Below are 17,740 nucleotides of genomic sequence, written 5' to 3'. Positions count from 1 at the left end.
ATCCCACGGCGTCGCGGCGGGCCCCGGTCCGCCGCGCGCCGGCTTCACGGCGAGAGGGGTACGGCCCGATGGCGGGTTCGGTGCACACGGTGGCGGTCATCGGGGCCGGCAAGATCGGCGAGCTGATGCTGTCCGGGCTGTTGCGCTCGGGCTGGCCGGTGGACCGCCTGCTGGCCACCGCCCGGCGGCCGGCCCGGGCGGAGGAGCTCGCCGCCCGCTACGGCGTCCGGGTGGTCGACAACCTGACCGCGGTGGACGAGGCCGAGGTGCTCGCGATCTCGGTCAAGCCGCAGGACGCCGGCGCGCTGCTGGAGGAGATCGGGCCCAAGGTGCCGGCCGACAAGCTGGTCATCTCGCTCTGCGCCGGCCTGCCGACCACCTTCTTCAGCCGCCGGCTGCCCGAGGGCACCCCGGTGGTGCGGGTGATGACCAACACCCCCGCCCTGGTCGACGAGGCGATGACCGCCATCTCCGCCGGGGCGCACGCCACCGGCACGCACCTCGCCCTCGCGGAGGAGATGTTCAAGCCCCTCGGCGCCACCCTCCGCGTCCCCGAGTCGCAGCAGGACGCGGTGACCGCGCTGTCCGGCTCCGGCCCGGCGTACTTCTACCTGCTGGTCGAGGCGATGATCGACGCGGGCATCCTGCTCGGCCTGCCCCGGCAGGTCGCGCACGAGCTGATCGTGCAGACGGCGATCGGGTCGGCGGTCATGCTGCGCGACTCCGGCGAGCACCCGGTGAAGCTGCGCGAGGCGGTCACCTCGCCGGCCGGCACCACCATCTCCGCCGTCCGTGAGCTGGAGAAGCACGGCGTCCGGGCGGCGCTGCTGGCCGCGCTGGAGGCCGCCCGCGACCGCGCTCGCGAGCTGGCGGCGCAGGCCGACTGACCCGGCCCGGCGGGAGCCGGCCCGGGGTGCCGGTGGCGGGTGCCGAGCTCAGCCGGACTGCAGCGCCAGCTCGTCGGCGCCGCGCGACTGTTCGCCGAGCGGCCGCACCGGCACGCCGAGCGGCTGCGTGGGCAACTCCGGCGGCTGCGCGGACACCTCCGCGGGCAGCGCGGCCAGCCGCGCCGGCACCCGGGCGAACCGGGTCCACTCGGCGACCACCTGCACCGCGGCCCGCCACGGCGTCGGGTCGCCGGCCTCGGCGGCCCCGGTCACGACGACGCCCCAGTGCCGCATCCGCTCGAGGTTCTCGAGGAACGCGGGGTGCCGGGCGAGCGCCGGGTCCGGTACCGGCACGACGAGGAGCGGCAGGCCGACCGAGGTGGCCTCGTTGAGCAGCCGCAGGGCCAGGTTGTCGTTGAAGCCGTACGCCCACCGGTTGACCAGGTCGAAGCTGGCCGGCGCGACCGCGTACGCCTCGGCCTCCGGCAGTGCCGCCGGCACCTGGTCGTCCGCGTGGGCCGGGTGGTGGGTGAGGTCGGCGAGGGCGTCCAGGTCCATCGTGTCGGCCGCGTCCGGGTCGGCGATGAGGTGGACCTCCCAGCCGAGCTGCTGGCAGGCGGTGATGAAGGGTTCGAGTTCGGCGACCGGCTCGGTGCCGGAGACGACGAGGTGGAGGACGGGGGGTCGTGACGTGGCGGGCATGGCGCTCCTATCGGCATGACGTGCACCGCGGATGTCCGTGTGGGGCCCGCAGCCGAGAGTAGCGAGCCGGACGCGGACGCGAGCCGGAATCCGGTTATCCGCTTGGATGGGTTCGCGCCCGCGCCTGATCGACTGGACAGTCAGTAGAGCAGGTACGGCGCCCGGCGCCGGTCGAACTCGGCCAGCTCGTCGGCCCACGCGCCGACCACGTCGTCCACCTCGGCCGATCAGCTCGAACGGCCGGCAGGTGCCGCGGCCCTCGGTGATGGACGCGACGCCCTCGAACAGGCCGGTGCCGGGGTAGACCAGCGCGGTGTCCGATGTGGGCATGTTCGGGCTGGGCATCACCCACGGCAGGTCGGTGTCGGCGGCGAGCCGGTCGCGCTTCCAGTGCCGACACCGGACGACGTGCAGGTCGACCGACCGGCCGGCGGCGGGCAGGAACTCCGTGGTGAAGAGCCGGGCCAGCTCGCCCACGGTCATCCCGTGCTGCTGGACGATCTCCCGCAGGCCCACGCCCGAGCTGTAGGCGGGCGTCATCATCGGCCCGTACGCCCGGCCGCCGATCGGGTTCGGCCGGTCCAGCACGACGTACCGCTTGCCCACCCGCGCGGCGGCCAGCATCGACGTGTACATCGTCCAGATGTACGTGTAGAACCGGGCGCCCACGTCCTGGATGTCGAAGACGACGGTGTCCACATCGGCCTGGGCGAACATGCTCTCCCACGTGGCCTGCGAGGCGCCGTACGCGTCGTAGACGGTGATCCCGGTGCGGAGGTCAGCTACAGCTCGACGGCGGCGAACACCACCACGTTGTCCCGGTAGTGGCGGGACCGCCGGTCGAAGTCGCCGCCGCAGGTCACCAGCCGCAGTTCGGGGCCGGGCGTCGGGCCGTACACGGCGGTGGTGGGGAAGCGGTCCTTGGGCACCCGTACCGCGCCGGTGACCCGGAACGACACCACCCGGTCGCCGCGCCACACCTCTACCCGGTCGCCCCGCCGCAGCTCGCCGAGGCGGGCGAAGACGGCCGGTCCGGCGCGGGAGTCCAGGTGGCCGGCGATCACGGCCGGACCCGGGTCGCCGGGGGCCGGGCCGGCGCCGTACCAGCCGGCCCTCGCGAAGTCGGCCGGCGGGGCCAGGGCGCCGGCCGCGTCCACCCCCAGCACCTCGAGGGGCGAGTCGACCGCGATGCGCGGCACGCGTACCCGGGTCGGGGCCGGCAGCCGCGCGGGCCGCGCGGTGGCCCCGGGGCAGTCGGTGGTGCAGCCCGCCCGCCAGCCCGCGGTCGGCGGCGGCGAGGTGGTGGTGGCCAGCCCGACCCCCGTCCCCGCCGTCAGGCAGAGCGCCGCGCCGGCCGCGACGAGCGCGGTGGCCGGCGTCCCGCGTGTGCGGTGCCGCCGGATCGTGAAGCCGGGCCGGCCGGTCACCAGGTGCCGCGCCGCCGGCGGCCGATCAGCACCAGGCCCGCGGTCAGCGCGGCCGCCGCGACGCCGCCGGCGACCAGGGGGTACGCGGGTAGCCCGGCGCTGCCGCCGGCGCCGGCGTCGACACCGCCCGTGGGGACGACGACGGCCCCGCCCGCGGCGTCCTGCCGCAGCTCGGTGGTGAGCCCACCCTGCTTCGCGTCCAGCACGAGCAGCGAGTAGACGGCCCCGCCGGTCAGCGTGACCTCGGCGTCGGTCGTCGGACCGCCGGCACTGCTGAGGCGCAGCCGCAGCCGCCCCGGCTCGACCTGCTGATAGTCCGTGGTGGTGGCGAAGCGGACGCCGGTGGCGATGGGCCGGCCGTCGGCCGCCGCCACGTCGAGCACCGGGGCCCGCACCGACGCCTGCACGACGCGGACCTTGGCGTGGCCCGGCTCGGGGGCGCTCAGGTCGTCGTCGAGCACCCGTAGCCCGAGGTCCGCGTGCCGGCCGACTCCGGCGACCGTGTACGCCGCGCCGCCGCTCACCGCCACCTCGGTGGTCAGCACCGGCGGCTCGTCGGCGGGGGCGCCCGCCTCGCGCATGGCGACCGCGTAGCGGCCGGCGGGCAACGGCAGGTAGGTGGAGACCACCCCGTAGCCGACGCCGGGGAAGACCTGGGGCTTCTTCTGGCCGGGAGCGGCGAGGTAGACGTCGACGGCCGGGGTGTCGGGGGAGAGGTGCGCGAGCCGGACGTAGCCCACCGGGGCGGCCTGGACCGGGTTGGCGACCACCGCGACACCGCAGGCCGCGAGCAGGAGCGCGGCGGCGGTGACGGGCAGCCGGCGGGACGCGGAGCAAAGCGGACGCATGTGGCCTCCGGGGGCGTGGACGGGCGCCGGTCACCAGAGTCCCGTGAACGGGACTACGGCGCAACCTCCGACACGCCGTCCACTCCGGACCGCCCTGGTCGGCGCTCCTCCGTGCGGGTCAGCGGCTGGCCGCGGCGAGGGCCGAGCGCACGCTGTCCGCGTCGGCCGGGGACTCCCGTTCCCAGTCCTGCGGGTCGGCCGAGTAGATGACCCCGTACGCCGGGGTGTCCGGCTGGTAGCGCCAGCTGTCGGCGAGCGTCCCGGCGTCGACCGTGTCGTACCCGAGCCGGTCGAGGAAGGCGGCGGCCTCCGCCTTGGCGCTCGGGTCGTCGCCGGCGACCGGCAGCGCGCTGCGGTCCGCGCTGCCGGCCGGGCGGGCCAGGGCGAGCAGGTGCTTGAAGAAGATGTTGTTGAACGCCTTGACCACCCGGGACCGGGACAGGTGCCGCTGGAGCAGTTCGCTGCTGGTGGTCGAGCCGGCATCCAGCTCGGGGAAGCGGCCGTCGCGGTCGGGGTAGTAGTTGTTGGTGTCGATCACGAGCTTGCCGGCGAGGGGGTCGACGGGCACGTCCCGGTACGCCTTCAGCGGGATCGTGACGACCACGAGGTCGCCGTCGGCCGCCGCCTCGGGCGGTGTCGCGGCACGGGCCCGGGGACCCAGCTCGTCGACCAGGTCCGCGAGCGTGTCCGGTCCGCGCCGGTTGCTGAGGACGACGTCATAGCCGGCGGCCACCGCCAGCCGGGCGACCGTGCTCCCGATGTGCCCGCTACCGATCAGCCCGACCGTCGTCATCTCGACCCTCCGTTCGCCCGGCCCGCACCGCGCCGCCCGCCTGCTGCCCAACGTATCGCCCGTCGCCTCACGACACCGGGGACTCGGCCGGTTGGCGGCGGCCAAGGCCGTGACGCCGGGGCCGGTCACGGGCGGCCGGCCCGCGGCGGCGCCGGTCAGGCGGTCGGCGGAAGGACCTTCTCGATGGCGGCGCGCAGCTCGGGCGAGCCGGGCTCGACGGTCGGCGCGAACCGGGCAGCGACCGTGCCGTCCGGTGCCACCAGGAACTTCTCGAAGGTCCACCGCACGTCACCGGTGTGACCCTCGGCGTCGGGAGCGTCCACCAGGGCCGCGTAGAGCGGGTGCCGGTGCGGGCCGTTCACCTCCACCTTCTCGGTGAGCGGGAACGTGACGCCGTAGTTCACCTGGCAGAAGTCGCTGATCTCCTCGGCGCTGCCGGGCTCCTGGCCGGCGAACTGGTTGCACGGCACGCCGAGCACCGCGAAGCCCCCGGTCGGCGTACTCGTCGTGCAGCGCCCGGAGGCCGGCGTACTGCGGGGTGAGGCCGCAGCGGGACGCGACGTTGACCACCAGCAGTGCGCGACCGCGGTATCGGGCGAGGTCGGCGGGCCCGCCGGTGAGCGTGTCGATCGGGGTGTCGAAGGCGGTCATGGGGGGCGAGGCTACGCGGGTCGAGGCGACCGGCGCCGCGGCCGGCTTCGCTCCTCATGAAATCGATACATGCGCATCTTGACGAAGTGGTGACGCCGTGAGTAGCGTCTCAGCAATCATTTTGGAAAGTTTCCTAACTGTTTGGGGAGACGCCACATGAAGAGATCGTTCCGCCGGGCCCTCTGGGTCGGCGCCGTGGTCGCCCTGACGGCCGCGACGGTCCCGATGGCCACGGCGTTCGGGGCCGGCAGTGTCACCGCCACGTTCGCCAAGGTGCAGGACTGGGGGACCGGTCACGAGACGCGGGTGACGGTCACCAACGGCTCGGACGCGTCGGTGAGCACCTGGCGCATCGAGTTCGACCTGCCCGCGGGCACCAGCATCAGCAGCTCCTGGGACGCCGACGTCACCCGCACCGGCGACCACTACGTCGCGGTCAAGAAGAGCTGGGCCGGACCGCTCGGCCCGGGCGCGACCTTCAGCTGGGGCTACAACGGCACCGGCGCCTACAAGGCCCCGCTGAACTGCACCATCAACGGCGCTCCCTGCGCCGGTGGCGGCACCCCGCCCCCGACCACCACCGCGCCGCCGACCACCGCCCCGCCGACCACGGCGCCGCCCACCACCCGGCCGCCCACCACGCCGCCGCCGAGCGGCGACCGCAAGATCGTCGGCTACTTCGCGCAGTGGGGCGTCTACGGCCGTAACTACCACGTCAAGAACATCCACACCAGCGGCTCGGCCTCGAAGCTGACGCACATCCTGTACGCCTTCGGCAACACCACCGGCGGGCGCTGCACCATCGGCGACAGCTACGCCGACTACGAGAAGGCGTACACCGCGGCGGACAGCGTGGACGGCGTCGCCGACACCTGGGACCAGCCGCTGCGCGGCAGCTTCAACCAGCTGCGCAAGCTCAAGAAGATGTACCCGCACCTGAAGGTGATCTGGTCGTTCGGCGGCTGGACCTGGTCCGGCGGCTTCACCCAGGCCGCGCAGAACCCGGCCGCGTTCGCCGAGAGCTGCTACAACCTGGTCGAGGACCCGCGCTGGGCGGACGTGTTCGACGGCATCGACGTCGACTGGGAGTACCCGAACGCCTGCGGCCTCACCTGCGACTCCAGCGGCCCGGCCGCGTTCAAGAACGTGGTGAGCGCGCTGCGCTCGCGGTTCGGCTCGTCGGCGCTGGTCACCTCGGCGATCACCGCGGACGGCAGCACCGGCGGCAAGATCGACGCCGCCGACTACGCCGGCGCGGCACCGTACCTCAACTGGATCATGCCGATGACGTACGACTACTTCGGCGCCTTCAACGCGCAGGGCCCGACCGCCCCGCACTCCCCGCTCTACTCGTACCCGGGCATCCCCCAGCAGGGCTTCTGGTCCGACGCGGCGATCCAGAAGCTCAAGAGCAAGGGCATCCCGGCCAACAAGCTGCTGCTCGGCATCGGCTTCTACGGCCGCGGCTGGACCGGGGTGACCCAGACCGCACCGGGCGGCACCGCCACCGGCCCGGCCCCGGGCACCTACGAGCAGGGCATCGAGGACTACAAGGTCCTCAAGAACACCTGCCCGGCCACCGGCACCGTCGGCGGCACGGCGTACGCCAAGTGCGGCAGCAACTGGTGGAGCTACGACACCCCGTCCACCATCGGCGGCAAGATGACGTACGCGAAGAACCAGGGCCTCGGTGGCGCGTTCTTCTGGGAGCTCTCCGGTGACACCAGCAACGGTGAGCTGATCGGCGCCATCAAGGGCGGTCTCGGCTAGTCCGCAGGCCGACGCATCACCCACACGGCGGGGAGGGACCGCGCACCGGTCCCCCCCCGCCCGCGTGTGCCGACGGGCCGTCGGCCGGCCCGATGTGACAGACTCGCCGCTCGACGGGGGTTCGAAGTCCACGGGCGTTTGGGAGGTGGCATGCGTACGGCGTACCGGAGGCTGGCGATCGGCGCCCTCGTCGCGGCCCTGCCGTCCGTCCTGCTCGGGTGCGGGATCGGCGGCGACGACGAGGCGGCGGAGCGTCCCGGGCGGGCGCCCGCCGAAGAGGCCTCGGCGAAGGCCCGGGAGCGCGTGCAGGCGTACCTGGACGCCATGACGGCCAAGGACGTGGCCGCCGGGCGCAGCCAGCTCTGCGCGGCGATGCACGAGGCGTTCGACGCCGCCGCCACCGGGCCCAACGGCGACTTCGCCGACCACTTCGAGGTGCCCCAGGCGCAGATCACCGACATCCGCCCCGGCCCGCAGGGCCTCCAGGTGAGCGCGGCGGTGTCGGTGACCGCGGGCACGCGCAAGCTCACCCGCCCCCTGCTGTTCACGGTCACCCGCGACGGGGCCGACTGGTGCATCGCGGGCGAGGTCCCCGGCGGCAACACGCCCAGCCCCGCCACCAGCCCCTGACCCGGGGGCGGTGAGGGATCTCTCACCTGCCGGAACGGTGCCCCTCGCCCCCCGGCCGCCCGGTCCGTCGCCGTACGCTTTCTGGCATGCGCCATGAGTGGCATCAGCTGAGCCATCCGGCCGTCGGCAGCCCCGTGCTCCAGACCAGCCGGCCGACCGTCGACTCCGCCGAGGACGCGGCCCTCGGCCTGGACCGCTGGCGGGACCTGCCCCGCGCGCAGACCCCGCCCTGGCCGGACCCGGCCCAGGTCACCGAGGTCTGCAAGGTGCTGGAGAACGTGCCGTCGGTCGTGGCGCCCTACGAGGTCGACCAACTGCGGCAGCGGCTCGCGCTGGTCTGCGAGGGCAAGGCGTTCCTGCTCCAGGGCGGCGACTGCGCCGAGACCTTCGCGGACAACACCGAGAGCCACCTGCTCGCCAACGCCCGCACGCTGCTCCAGATGGCGATCGTGCTGACCTACGGCGCCTCCCTGCCGGTGGTCAAGGTCGCCCGGGTCGCCGGCCAGTACACGAAGCCCCGGTCGCTGCCGACCGACGCGCGCGGCCTGCCGGCCTACCGCGGTGACATGATCAACTCCTTGGAGGCGACACCGGAGGCGCGGATCGCCGACCCGCAGCGCATGATTCGGGCGTACGCGAACTCCGCCGCCGCGATGAACATGCTCCGCGCGTACCTGGCCGGCGGCCTGGCCGACCTGCACGCCGTGCACGACTGGAACAAGGGGTTCGTGCGCAACTCGCCGGCCGGCGAGCGGTACGAGGCGATCGCCCGGGAGATCGACCGGGCGCTGGCCTTCATCCGGGCCTGCGGGATGACCGACGACGAGGCGCTGCGGACCGTCACCCTCTACTGCTCCCACGAGGCGCTCGCCCTGGAGTACGACCGGGCGCTCACCCGGGTCTCCGACCAGCGGGCGTACGGCCTGTCCGGGCACTTCCTGTGGATCGGGGAGCGCACCCGGCAGATCGACGGGGCCCACATCGACTTCATCTCCCGGATCGCCAACCCGATCGGCGTGAAGCTGGGCCCCACCACCACGCCGGACGAGGCCATCGAGCTGTGCGAGAAGCTCAACCCGGACAATGTGCCCGGCCGGCTCACCCTGATCAGCCGGATGGGCAACCACCGCGTCCGTGACGTCCTGCCCCCGATCGTCGCCAAGGTCACCGCGGCGGGCGCCAAGGTCGTCTGGCAGTGCGACCCGATGCACGGCAACACCCACGAGTCGTCCAACGGCTACAAGACGCGCCACTTCGACCGCATCGTCGACGAGGTGCTGGGCTACTTCGAGGTCCACCGGGGCCTGGACACCCACCCCGGCGGCCTGCACGTCGAACTGACCGGCGAGGACGTCACCGAGTGCCTCGGTGGTGCCCAGGGCATCGAGGACCTCGACCTGCCCGACCGGTACGAGACCGCCTGCGACCCGCGACTGAACACCCAGCAGTCGCTGGAGCTGGCCTTCCTGGTCGCGGAGATGCTCCGTGGCTGACGCGAGGAGTGAGCTTGCGAGCCCCGCAGCCGGCAGCCGAAAGGACGACCGTGGCTGACCTGATCGACCTCCGCTCGGACACCGTGACCCGGCCGACGGCCGGGATGCGGGAGGCCATGGCCACCGCCGACGTCGGCGACGACGTGTACGGCGAGGACCCGACGGTCAACGCCCTCGAAGCCGAGGTCGCCGCGCTCCTCGGCCACGAGGCGGCGCTGTTCTGCCCGACCGGGTCGATGGCCAACCAGATCGCCCTGCAACTGCTCGTGCCGCCCGGCAACGAGCTGCTCTGCGACGCCGACGCGCACGTGGTGACGTACGAGATCGGCGCCGCGGCCGCGTACGGCGGCATCTCGTCGCGGACGTGGCCGGCGGTCGGCGCGGACGTCGACCCCGACGCGGTCGCCGCCATGATCCGGCCCGACGGCTACTGGGCGGTGCCCACCCGGGCCATCGCCGTCGAGCAGACCCACAACCGGGGCGGCGGCGGGGTGATCCCCCTCGACACCCTGCGCGAGCTGCGGCGCGTCGCCGACGACGCGCAGGTCGCGCTGCACTGCGACGGCGCCCGCATCTGGCACGCGCACGTCGCCGACGGCGTGCCGCTGGCGACGTACGGCGGGTTGTTCGACACCCTGTCGGTCTGCCTGACCAAGGGGCTCGGCGCGCCGGTCGGGTCGCTGGTGGTGGGCAGCGCCGACCGGATCGAGCGGGCCCGGTTCGTCCGCAAGCGGATGGGCGGCGGCATGCGGCAGGCGGGCGTCCTCGCCGCGGCCGGCCGGTACGCCCTGGCGCACCACGTCGACCGGCTCGCCGAGGACCACGCGAAGGCGGCCCGGCTCGCCGAGGCGGTCGCGCCGTTCGGGGTGCTGGCCACGGGCGTCCGCACCAACCTCGTCCCGCTGGACCTGACCAAGGCGGCGCTGGACGCGCACGCCCTCGCCACCGCCGCCCGCGCGGAGGGGGTGCTGGTCTCGGTGCTCGGCCCCCGCACGGCCCGCCTGGTCACCCACATGGACGTCGACGACGCCGCCGTCAGCCGCGCCATCGACGTCGTCACCCGGATCCTGCGCGGCTGACCACCGCCCCCGGCGCCCCTGTGGTGCGCCCTCGTTCACGGAAAGAGTGGCCATTCCACGCGAATGGCCACTCTTCCGCGATCGGGTGCGGCCCGGTGGGTGGGAGAGTGCGGGTGCCGCCCGACAGGGCCGTCAGGGCCGGAGGCGCGTGAGGGTGGCGACGTCGGCGGCGTGGCCGACGTGCTTCTCCGTGGGGGTCTCCACCACCACGGGCACGCCGGCGGTGGCCGGGTGGCGCATCAGCTCGGCGAACGCGGGCTCCCCGATGGTGCCCTTGCCGATGTTCTCGTGCCGGTCCCGGGTGGAGCCGCACAGGTCCTTCGAGTCGTTCGCGTGCACCAGCCGCAGCCGGTCCGCCCCGACCGTGGCGACCAGCGTGTCCAGCGTCGCCGTCATGCCGCCCTCGGCGGCCAGGTCGTGCCCCGCCGCCCAGGCGTGGCAGGTGTCGAAGCAGACCCCCAGCATCGGGTGCCCGTCCACCGCGTCGAGGTAGGGGCCGAGCTGCTCCACCCGGGAGGCGAGTGACCGCCCGCCGCCCGCGCTCGGCTCGACCAGCAGCATCGGCCCGCCGGCGTCGCCCGCGGCGTCCAGCAGCGGGAGCAGCGCCTCGCGGACCTGCCGCATCGCCGCGTCGGCGTAACCGGCGTCCACGGCGCTGCCGGCGTGGAAGACCACCCCGCGCGCCCCGATCGCCGTGCCCCGGCGCAGCGCGTGCGCCAGGGTCGCCGCCGACCGCTCGACCGTCGCCGCGGTGGGGGAGCCCAGGTTGACCAGCAGCGACGCGTGGATGAAGACCGGAACGCCGCGCTCCGCGCAACCCTCGCGGAACAGGGCGTCCTGCACCGGGTCACCGGGTGGCAGCGCCCAGCCCCGCGAGTTGGAGACGTAGACCTGGACGACCTCCGCGCCCGCCGCGTCGACGTACGGCAGGGCCGCCTTCGCCAGGCCGCCCGAGGTCGGCGTGTGCGTGCCGACCGGCCGGTGCTGCGCCGTCATCGTCACAGACACCCCAGGGTGACCGGGGTGCCCGGAGGCACCTGCGAGTTCTCGCCCGGACTCTGGAACCGGGCGATGCCGTTCGGGTCGAACTGCACCGTCACCGGGAAGCCCTGGCTCTGCAGCACCTGCTGCGCCTGCGGGCACGGCAGGTCGATCACACGGGGGACGACGACGAGCGGCGGACCCTGGCTGACCTCCAGCCGGACCTGGGCGCCCTTCTCCACGCCGGTGCCGTCGGCCGGGCTCTGCCCGAGGATCTCGTCCTTGGGCTTGTCGGACTCCTTCACCGTCGGCGGCTCGACGAGCACGAGCCCGAGCCGGGCCAGGATCCCGCGAGCCTCGGTCAGGTTCTTGCCGACCAGGTTCGGCACCGAGATCGGCGCCTTCCCCTTGCTCAGGATCACGGTGACCTTGTCGCCCGGCTTGACCTCGGTGCCCGCCTTCGGGTCGGTCGCCACCACCACGCCGGCCGGCAGGCTGTCGTCGTAGCGGGCGGCCCCCTTGACCACCTTCAGCTGCGCGTCGGCCAGGTCGGTCGCGGCCAGCTCGTACTCCTTGCCGACCACGTCCGGCACGGGGAACCGCTCCGGGCCCAGCGAGAGGGTGAGCGTGATCGTGCCGCCCTTCTGGATCCGGGTGGCCGACACCGGGTCCTGCGCGAGGACGGCGTCCTTCGGCACCTGCTCGTCGTGGCGGGGATCGGCGTACCGGAGGACGAAGCCGGCCCGCGTGGCCTGGGCCTCCGCCTCGGCCTTGCTGAGGCTCACCAGCTGCGGCGCCACCGTGTAGCGGCCGACACCGACCCACCAGCCGCCCACCGCCGCGATCAGCCCGAGCACCACGACGGCGGCGGCGACGGCCAGCCGGCCCTGCGGGTGCCCCAGCACCTGGGTCCGCAGCGCGGCCAGCCGGGACCAGACGTCGTCCGCCTCGGGCGCCGCCCGCCGCCGGCCCGCGCGGGAACCGCCCTCCGGGAGCCGGGCCCAGGCCGGCCGCTCGACCGGCTGGACGGCCGCGACCACCATGGTGGGCTGGGCCACGGCCGGCTCGTCGGCCACCCGGCGCAGCACCGCCGTACGCGTGTTGGGGTTGCCCAGGTCCTCCCGGGCCACCTGCACCTCGGCCAGCAGCGCACCGGCGTCGGTCGGACGGGCACCCGGATCGCGTCGGGTGGCCCGGGCGACCAGGTCGTCGAGCGCCTTCGGCAGCCCCGGCACCAGGGTCGAGGGCACCGGCACGTCCCGGTCGACGTGCTGCCAGGCCACCTCGACCGGCCGGTCCCCGTCGTACGGCACCCGGCCGGTCAGCATCTCGAACAGCACGATGCCGGCCGAGTAGACGTCCGTGCGCGGGTCGGCGTGGCCGTCGGTCACCAGCTCCGGCGCGACGTACGCGACGGTGGCCATGAGCTGGTTGCCCTGCTCCTCGTGGGCGCTCGCCTCGACCGCCCGGGCGAGCCCGAAGTCGGCGACCTTCACGACGCTGTCCACCAGGTTGGCGACGCCGCCGGTCGGGGCCTCGGCGACCAGCACGTTCTCCGGCTTGACGTCGCGGTGGACCAGGCCGGCCCGGTGCGCCGCGGCGATCGCGGCGAGCATCTGCTCGGTGATGGCGAGCGCCTCGTCCGGGTTGAGCCGGCGCCGCTCGGCGAGCACGTCGCGCAGGGTGCGGCCCCGTACGTACTCCATCACCAGGTACGGACGGCCGGCGTGGGTGCCCTGGTCGTAGACCGCGACGACGTTGGGGTGGGTGAGCCGGGCGATCGTCTTCGCCTCGTCGGTGAAGCGCTCGACGAAGCCGCGGCCCTCCGGGCCCTGTGCCGAGTGAATGATCTTGACCGCCACGGTGCGCTCGAGGCGCTCGTCGGTGGCGGTGTACACGGTCGCCATGCCGCCACGGGCCACGCGACCGCGGATGCGGTAGCGCCCGTCGATCAGCGAGCCCAGCAACGTGTCGGCGACCTGTGTGTCCATCGGCAGGAAGTCTATGTGTCCAGGGGGTGAAGGTTGAACAGGATGCTACAGCCGGAGGGCGACCGGCCGGGTCCGGCGGCGACGACGCGACACGTCGCCGCAGGTCGAACGGGCTGTGTCGGGGCCGATCGTGGTCGTCCCGGGGTGCCGCGACCCGTTCGGCGCGACGGACGTGGCAGGGTGGTCGGGTGACCGACTCCGTACCCGCCGCGAACCGCGCCGCCGAACCGGCCGCCTGGCTGACCCTCCCGGACGTCGCCGAGCGCCTGGACGTGCCGATCAGCAAGGTCCACCAGATGATCCGGGATCGGGAGCTGATCGCGGTGCGCCGCGACGGCATCCGGCGGGTGCCGGAGGACCTGTTGGCCAATGGCGCCCTCAAGCACCTGCCCGGCGTGCTCAACCTGCTGGCCGACGCCGGCTACGACGACGAGGAGAGCCTGCGCTGGCTGTACCAGCCGGACGACACGCTGCCCGGCGGCACCGCGGCTGCCGCCCTCGCCGGCGACCAGGCCCGCGAGATCAAGCGCCGAGCCCAAGCCCTGGGCTTCTAACCCCCGGCCGCACCCCGCCCCACCCCACCCCCTAGTCCCGCGATCTTGCACTTCTTGCCCCGGCAGATCTGTTCCAAACGGGCATAACGGGGGCCGTAAGTGCAAGATCGCGGGGGTGGGGGGCGCGCGGCGCGGGAGGGGGGTGGGGTCAGGCGGGGCGGCGGGTGGCGGCGATGGCCAGGTCGACCAGGGCCTGGTGGGCCTCGGTGTCCAGGTCGACGGGGGCCAGCGCGGCGAGCGCGGCGTCGGTGAGCGTCCGGATCCGCTGCTCGGTACGGGCCAGCGCGCCGCTCGCCTCGATCAGTTCCCGCAGCCGCGTCACGCCCGTCCCGTCGAGCGCCGGATCCCCGAGACCGCCGAGCAGCACCTCCCGCCCGGAGTCGTCGGTCGCCTCGAGGGCCGCCGCGACCAGGTAGGTGCGCTTCCCCTCGCGCAGGTCGTCGCCCGCTGGCTTGCCGGTCTGCGCCGGGTCACCGAAGACACCCAGCACGTCGTCCCGGAGCTGGAACGCCTCGCCCAGCGGCAGCCCGTACGCCGAGTACGCCGACCGCACGTCCGGCGAGGCGTCCGCCAGCGCGGCACCGAGCAGCAGCGGGCGCTCGACCGTGTACTTCGCCGACTTGTAGCGGGCCACCTTCCCGGCCCGCTCCAGCGAGGTGTCCCCGGTGGCCTGGGTCAGCACGTCGAGGTACTGCCCGACCGTGACCTCGGTGCGCATCTCGTCGAAGACCGGCCGGGCCCGGGCCACCGTGCGCGGGTCGAGCCCGGCCGAGTGCAGCAGCTCGTCCGACCAGACCAGGCAGAGGTCGCCGAGCAGGATCGCCGCGGCGTCGCCGAACCCGTCCGCGTCCCCGCCCCAGCCGGCCGCCCGGTGCCGGGCCGCGAACCGGCGGTGCACGGCCGGCTCGCCCCGGCGGGTGTCGGAGCGGTCCATCAGGTCGTCGTGGATCAGGGCGCTGGCCTGGACGAACTCCAGCGCGGCGAGGGCCGTCACGACCTGGTCGGTGTCCACCCCGCCGGCACCCCGGAACCCCCAGTACGCGAACGCGGGCCGCAGCCGCTTGCCACCGCCGAGGACGAACGCCTCGATCGCCTCGGCGACCGGCGCCAGAGCGTCGTCGACGCCGGTCATCCAGGTGCGCTGGGCGGCCAGGAACTCGGTCAGCGCCTTGTCGACGCGCTGACGCAGCCCGGCGCGGTCGACCGGGGAGACGGGAGCAGCGTGAGTCACGCCCCGACGCTAGCCGGTCGCGCCGCCCGTGACGTACCGGCGGGTGGGCACGGCGCGCCGTACGGCCGGGCGGGCCCCGGCCGGGCCGACCGCCGCCGGGCCGACCGCCGCCGGGCCGACCGCCGCCGGGCGGAGCCGCGTCGGGCGGACCCCGGCCGGGCGGAGCCGCGTCGGGCGGACCCCGGCCGGGCGGAGCCGCGTCGGGCGGACCCCGGCCGGGCGGAGCCGCGTCGGGCGGACCCCGGCCGGGCGGACCGCCGCCCGGAGGACCGCGGCCGAACGGACCCGGATCGGGTGGGCCCCGGCCGGGCGGGCGCGCCGGCCGGGGCGCCCCGGCCCGTTCGTCGCCGCCGGCCGTTCGCCGGCGAGCCGCGGACGCCGTGCGGGCCCGTGGGCGGGCTCCGGGGAGCGGCGCGGTCGCGGGCGGCGCCGCGGGGGCGCCGGGCCGGCGCGGGGCCGCCGAACGGGAGCGGACGTCGCCGGCCCGCGACGGGCGGCGGGCGTGTGCCGCGGCCCGGCCCAGCACCTCCAGCGGCACCGCGAGGACGGCGGCGAGCCACCCCAGCCAGAAGCCGCCGGGTACGCGGAGCTGCCGCTCCCATCGCGAGACCTCGTGCCGGCTGAGCGTGGGCACCCCCGAGGCGGCGCAGAGGGCGGCGGCCAGCCGCGCCTGGCTCCAGCCCCGGGCTCGGCGGAGCCGGGCGAGCAAGGGCCCGAGCTGGGGCGGATCGGACGGGACGGGCGGCATCGGGCCTCCGGCGGGTCGGTGCGGCGGCGGCCGCCCCGGACGGGACCGGTGCGCCGCCGATCGGCCTGACCCCCGCGCGTGCCCCCGACGGACCGGCACCCCGGCCGGCCCGCTCCGCGCGGACACCGTTCTACGCCGGGGGTGTGACGCTTCCGGCCACCGACCGCCCCTGCCGTGCCGGCGACCCGCGCGGCGGCACCGGCCGGCGCTGCCGTGGCCCCGTGCCCGCCGTCACCCGTCCGCCGCGTGGGAAGGGCATGGGTACGGCCGGCCCCGCACCGCTAGAGTCGTGACGTGGCTCTCGGTCTCCCCTCGGTCCTCCCCAATCCCCAGCCGGCGATCGGGGAGTTGATCCGCGACCACCAGCCGACGTTCTCCTTCGAGTTCATGCCACCGAAGACCGAGCAGGGCGAGCGGCTGCTCTGGCAGGCCATCCGTGAGCTGGAGTCGCTGCGGCCGTCGTTCGTCTCGATCACCTACGGCGCCGGCGGGTCGACGCGGGACACGACGGTCGCGGTCACCGAGCGGATCGCCACCGAGACCACCCTGCTGCCGATGGCGCACCTGACCGCGGTCAACCACTCGGTCGCCGAGCTGCGCCACGTGATCGGGCGGCTCGCCGCCGCGGGCGTGCGCAACGTGCTCGCGGTGCGCGGCGACCCGCCGGGCGACCCCACCGGCGAGTGGGTCCCGCACCCGGAGGGCGTGCTCTACGCGGAGGACCTGGTGCGGCTGGTACGGGACTCCGGCGACTTCAGCGTGGGCGTCGCCGCCTTCCCGTACAAGCACCCCCGCTCGCCCGACATCGCCACCGACACGGCGTACTTCGTCCGGAAGTGCCGGGCCGGCGCCGAGTTCGCGATCACCCAGATGTTCTTCGACGCGGAGGACTACCTGCGGCTGCGGGACCGGGTGGCCGCGTCGGGCTGCGACACCCCGATCCTGCCCGGCGTCATGCCGGTGACCCAGATCAGCACCATCGAGCGGTCGGTGCAGCTCTCCGGCGCGCCCTTCCCGCCCGCCCTGGCCGCGCGCTTCGAGAAGGTCGCCGACGATCCGGAGGCGGTCCGCCGGCTCGGCGTCGAGCAGGCCAGCGAGATGTGCCGTCGGCTGCTCGACGAGGGTGTGCCGGGGATCCACTTCATCACCTTCAACCGGTCGACGGCCACTCGGGAGATCTGGCAGAACCTGCAAGCCGGCGCCCGGGTGTGACCTACGTGCCGCGACACCTCCCGACAGGTGCGACGGTTGATCCGTGGTGGGCACACAGCTGAACTGGGACCAGTACGCGACGGCCTGGGCACGCCTGCACGGGGGCTTCGATCCCCGCGCCGCCGCCCCGGTCGTCCGCGCCTGGCTGCGCGTCGCGTACCACGTGGGCTTCGTGCTGGGCCGGCTGCGGGTCACCCCGACCGCGGTCACCGTGGTGGGGGTGCTGCTCTGCCTCTGTGTGCCGCTGTTCGCCGTACGACCCCAGGACGGGCCGTTCCTCGGCGCGCTGTTCGTGCTGCTCGCCTCGGTGGCGGACAGCGTCGACGGGGCGGTCGCGGTCGCGACGAACCGCACCACCCGGCTCGGGTACGTCTACGACTCGGTGGCGGACCGGCTCGGCGAGGCGGCCTGGCTGGTCGCGTTCTGGCTGATCGGCGCCCCCGGCGCGCTGGTGGCCGCCGGCGGTGGGCTCTCCTGGCTGCACGAGTACGTGCGGGCACGGGCGGTCTCCGCCGGCATGCGGGAGATCGGCGCGGTGACCGTGGGGGAGCGCCCGACGCGCGTCTCGGTGGCCCTGGCCGGCCTGCTGCTGGCCGGCCTGACCGGACTGATCGACCCGGACCTGGCCGCCGGCACGATCACCATGGCGACCGCCGTGTGGGTGCTGCTCGCCGGTTTCGGCCTGGGGCAGCTGCTGGCGGCCGTCCGCCGCACCCTGATCGACGCCGGCTGAGGTCGCGGGA

General features: G+C 74.7%; 15 protein-coding genes and 1 pseudogene. 8 read left to right on the top strand and 8 right to left on the bottom strand.

Features of this window, described 5'->3' with window-relative positions:
- Positions 1-68: 68 nt before the first annotated feature.
- Positions 69-887: a pyrroline-5-carboxylate reductase gene (gene proC, locus HCJ94_RS16015; RefSeq protein ID WP_168001824.1), complete on the top strand. Its 819-nt coding sequence runs from the start codon at positions 69-71 to the stop codon at positions 885-887.
- Positions 888-935: 48 nt separating this feature from the next.
- Here proC and HCJ94_RS16010 read toward each other — a convergent pair whose 3' ends face one another.
- The 5 genes and pseudogenes from HCJ94_RS16010 to HCJ94_RS15995 form a co-directional block, all read right to left on the bottom strand.
- Positions 936-2,354 carry an exo-beta-N-acetylmuramidase NamZ domain-containing protein gene (locus tag HCJ94_RS16010; protein WP_373684320.1) on the bottom strand — a complete coding sequence of 473 codons (1,419 nt, stop codon included), beginning with the start codon at positions 2,352-2,354 and terminating at the stop codon, positions 936-938.
- A 17-nt stretch (positions 2,355-2,371) separates the two neighbouring features.
- The gene (locus tag HCJ94_RS30225) at positions 2,372-3,016 is read right to left on the bottom strand and encodes a class F sortase (protein WP_309227303.1); all 645 of its coding nucleotides are present in this window, start codon (positions 3,014-3,016) and stop codon (positions 2,372-2,374) included.
- Positions 3,013-3,864, bottom strand: coding sequence for a DUF4397 domain-containing protein (locus tag HCJ94_RS16005; RefSeq protein WP_168001822.1), 852 nt, complete (start codon positions 3,862-3,864; stop codon positions 3,013-3,015). The genes HCJ94_RS30225 and HCJ94_RS16005 overlap by 4 nt, the downstream gene beginning before the upstream one ends.
- A gap of 118 nt (positions 3,865-3,982) precedes the next feature.
- Positions 3,983-4,708, bottom strand: coding sequence for an NADPH-dependent F420 reductase (locus HCJ94_RS16000; RefSeq protein WP_255481055.1), 726 nt, complete (start codon positions 4,706-4,708; stop codon positions 3,983-3,985).
- Positions 4,709-4,812: 104 nt separating this feature from the next.
- Positions 4,813-5,308: pseudogene (locus tag HCJ94_RS15995) on the bottom strand (glutathione peroxidase).
- A gap of 156 nt (positions 5,309-5,464) precedes the next feature.
- Here HCJ94_RS15995 and HCJ94_RS15990 point away from each other — a divergent pair.
- The 4 genes from HCJ94_RS15990 to HCJ94_RS15975 all read left to right on the top strand — a co-directional run bounded on the left by HCJ94_RS15990 (position 5,465) and on the right by HCJ94_RS15975 (position 10,280).
- Positions 5,465-7,078, top strand: a complete 1,614-nt coding sequence (locus HCJ94_RS15990) for a glycosyl hydrolase family 18 protein (RefSeq protein WP_168001820.1) — start codon at positions 5,465-5,467, stop codon at positions 7,076-7,078.
- Between the two features lie 150 nt (positions 7,079-7,228).
- On the top strand, positions 7,229-7,708 hold the full coding sequence (locus HCJ94_RS15985; protein ID WP_168001819.1) for a nuclear transport factor 2 family protein: 480 nt from the start codon (positions 7,229-7,231) through the stop codon (positions 7,706-7,708).
- Between the two features lie 86 nt (positions 7,709-7,794).
- Positions 7,795-9,201, top strand: coding sequence for a class II 3-deoxy-7-phosphoheptulonate synthase (locus HCJ94_RS15980; RefSeq protein WP_168001818.1), 1,407 nt, complete (start codon positions 7,795-7,797; stop codon positions 9,199-9,201).
- A gap of 50 nt (positions 9,202-9,251) precedes the next feature.
- Positions 9,252-10,280 (top strand): threonine aldolase family protein, encoded by a 1,029-nt coding sequence (locus HCJ94_RS15975; protein WP_168001817.1) that lies wholly within the window; start codon positions 9,252-9,254, stop codon positions 10,278-10,280.
- Between the two features lie 132 nt (positions 10,281-10,412).
- Here the strand turns inward: HCJ94_RS15975 and HCJ94_RS15970 are convergent, their stop codons facing one another.
- Together HCJ94_RS15970 and pknB are read right to left on the bottom strand one after the other, a co-directional pair.
- Positions 10,413-11,276 (bottom strand): deoxyribonuclease IV, encoded by an 864-nt coding sequence (locus HCJ94_RS15970; RefSeq protein WP_168001816.1) that lies wholly within the window; start codon positions 11,274-11,276, stop codon positions 10,413-10,415.
- A 2-nt stretch (positions 11,277-11,278) separates the two neighbouring features.
- Positions 11,279-13,252, bottom strand: a complete 1,974-nt coding sequence (gene pknB / locus HCJ94_RS15965) for a Stk1 family PASTA domain-containing Ser/Thr kinase (protein WP_168001815.1) — start codon at positions 13,250-13,252, stop codon at positions 11,279-11,281.
- Between the two features lie 188 nt (positions 13,253-13,440).
- Here pknB and HCJ94_RS15960 point away from each other — a divergent pair, with 188 nt between their 5' ends.
- A complete protein-coding gene (locus HCJ94_RS15960; RefSeq protein WP_168001814.1) occupies positions 13,441-13,806 on the top strand; it encodes an Rv2175c family DNA-binding protein in 366 nt (121 codons plus the stop codon).
- A 148-nt stretch (positions 13,807-13,954) separates the two neighbouring features.
- Here HCJ94_RS15960 and HCJ94_RS15955 read toward each other — a convergent pair whose 3' ends face one another.
- Positions 13,955-15,037 (bottom strand): polyprenyl synthetase family protein, encoded by a 1,083-nt coding sequence (locus tag HCJ94_RS15955; protein WP_168001813.1) that lies wholly within the window; start codon positions 15,035-15,037, stop codon positions 13,955-13,957.
- A 1,042-nt stretch (positions 15,038-16,079) separates the two neighbouring features.
- Between HCJ94_RS15955 and metF the strand changes: the two genes are divergently transcribed.
- Together metF and HCJ94_RS15940 are read left to right on the top strand one after the other, a co-directional pair.
- Positions 16,080-16,997 (top strand): methylenetetrahydrofolate reductase [NAD(P)H], encoded by a 918-nt coding sequence (gene metF / locus HCJ94_RS15945; protein WP_168001812.1) that lies wholly within the window; start codon positions 16,080-16,082, stop codon positions 16,995-16,997.
- Positions 16,998-17,040: 43 nt separating this feature from the next.
- Entirely contained in the window at positions 17,041-17,730 is a 690-nt protein-coding gene (locus HCJ94_RS15940) for a CDP-alcohol phosphatidyltransferase family protein (RefSeq protein WP_168001811.1), read from the top strand.
- The last annotated feature ends 10 nt before the right edge of the window (positions 17,731-17,740 follow it).

It is taken from the genome of Micromonospora thermarum (genome assembly GCF_012034245.1).
GTDB classification, from domain to species: Bacteria; Actinomycetota; Actinomycetes; order Mycobacteriales; family Micromonosporaceae; genus Micromonospora; species Micromonospora thermarum.
This window is presented reverse-complemented; position numbering and strand designations above follow the sequence as displayed.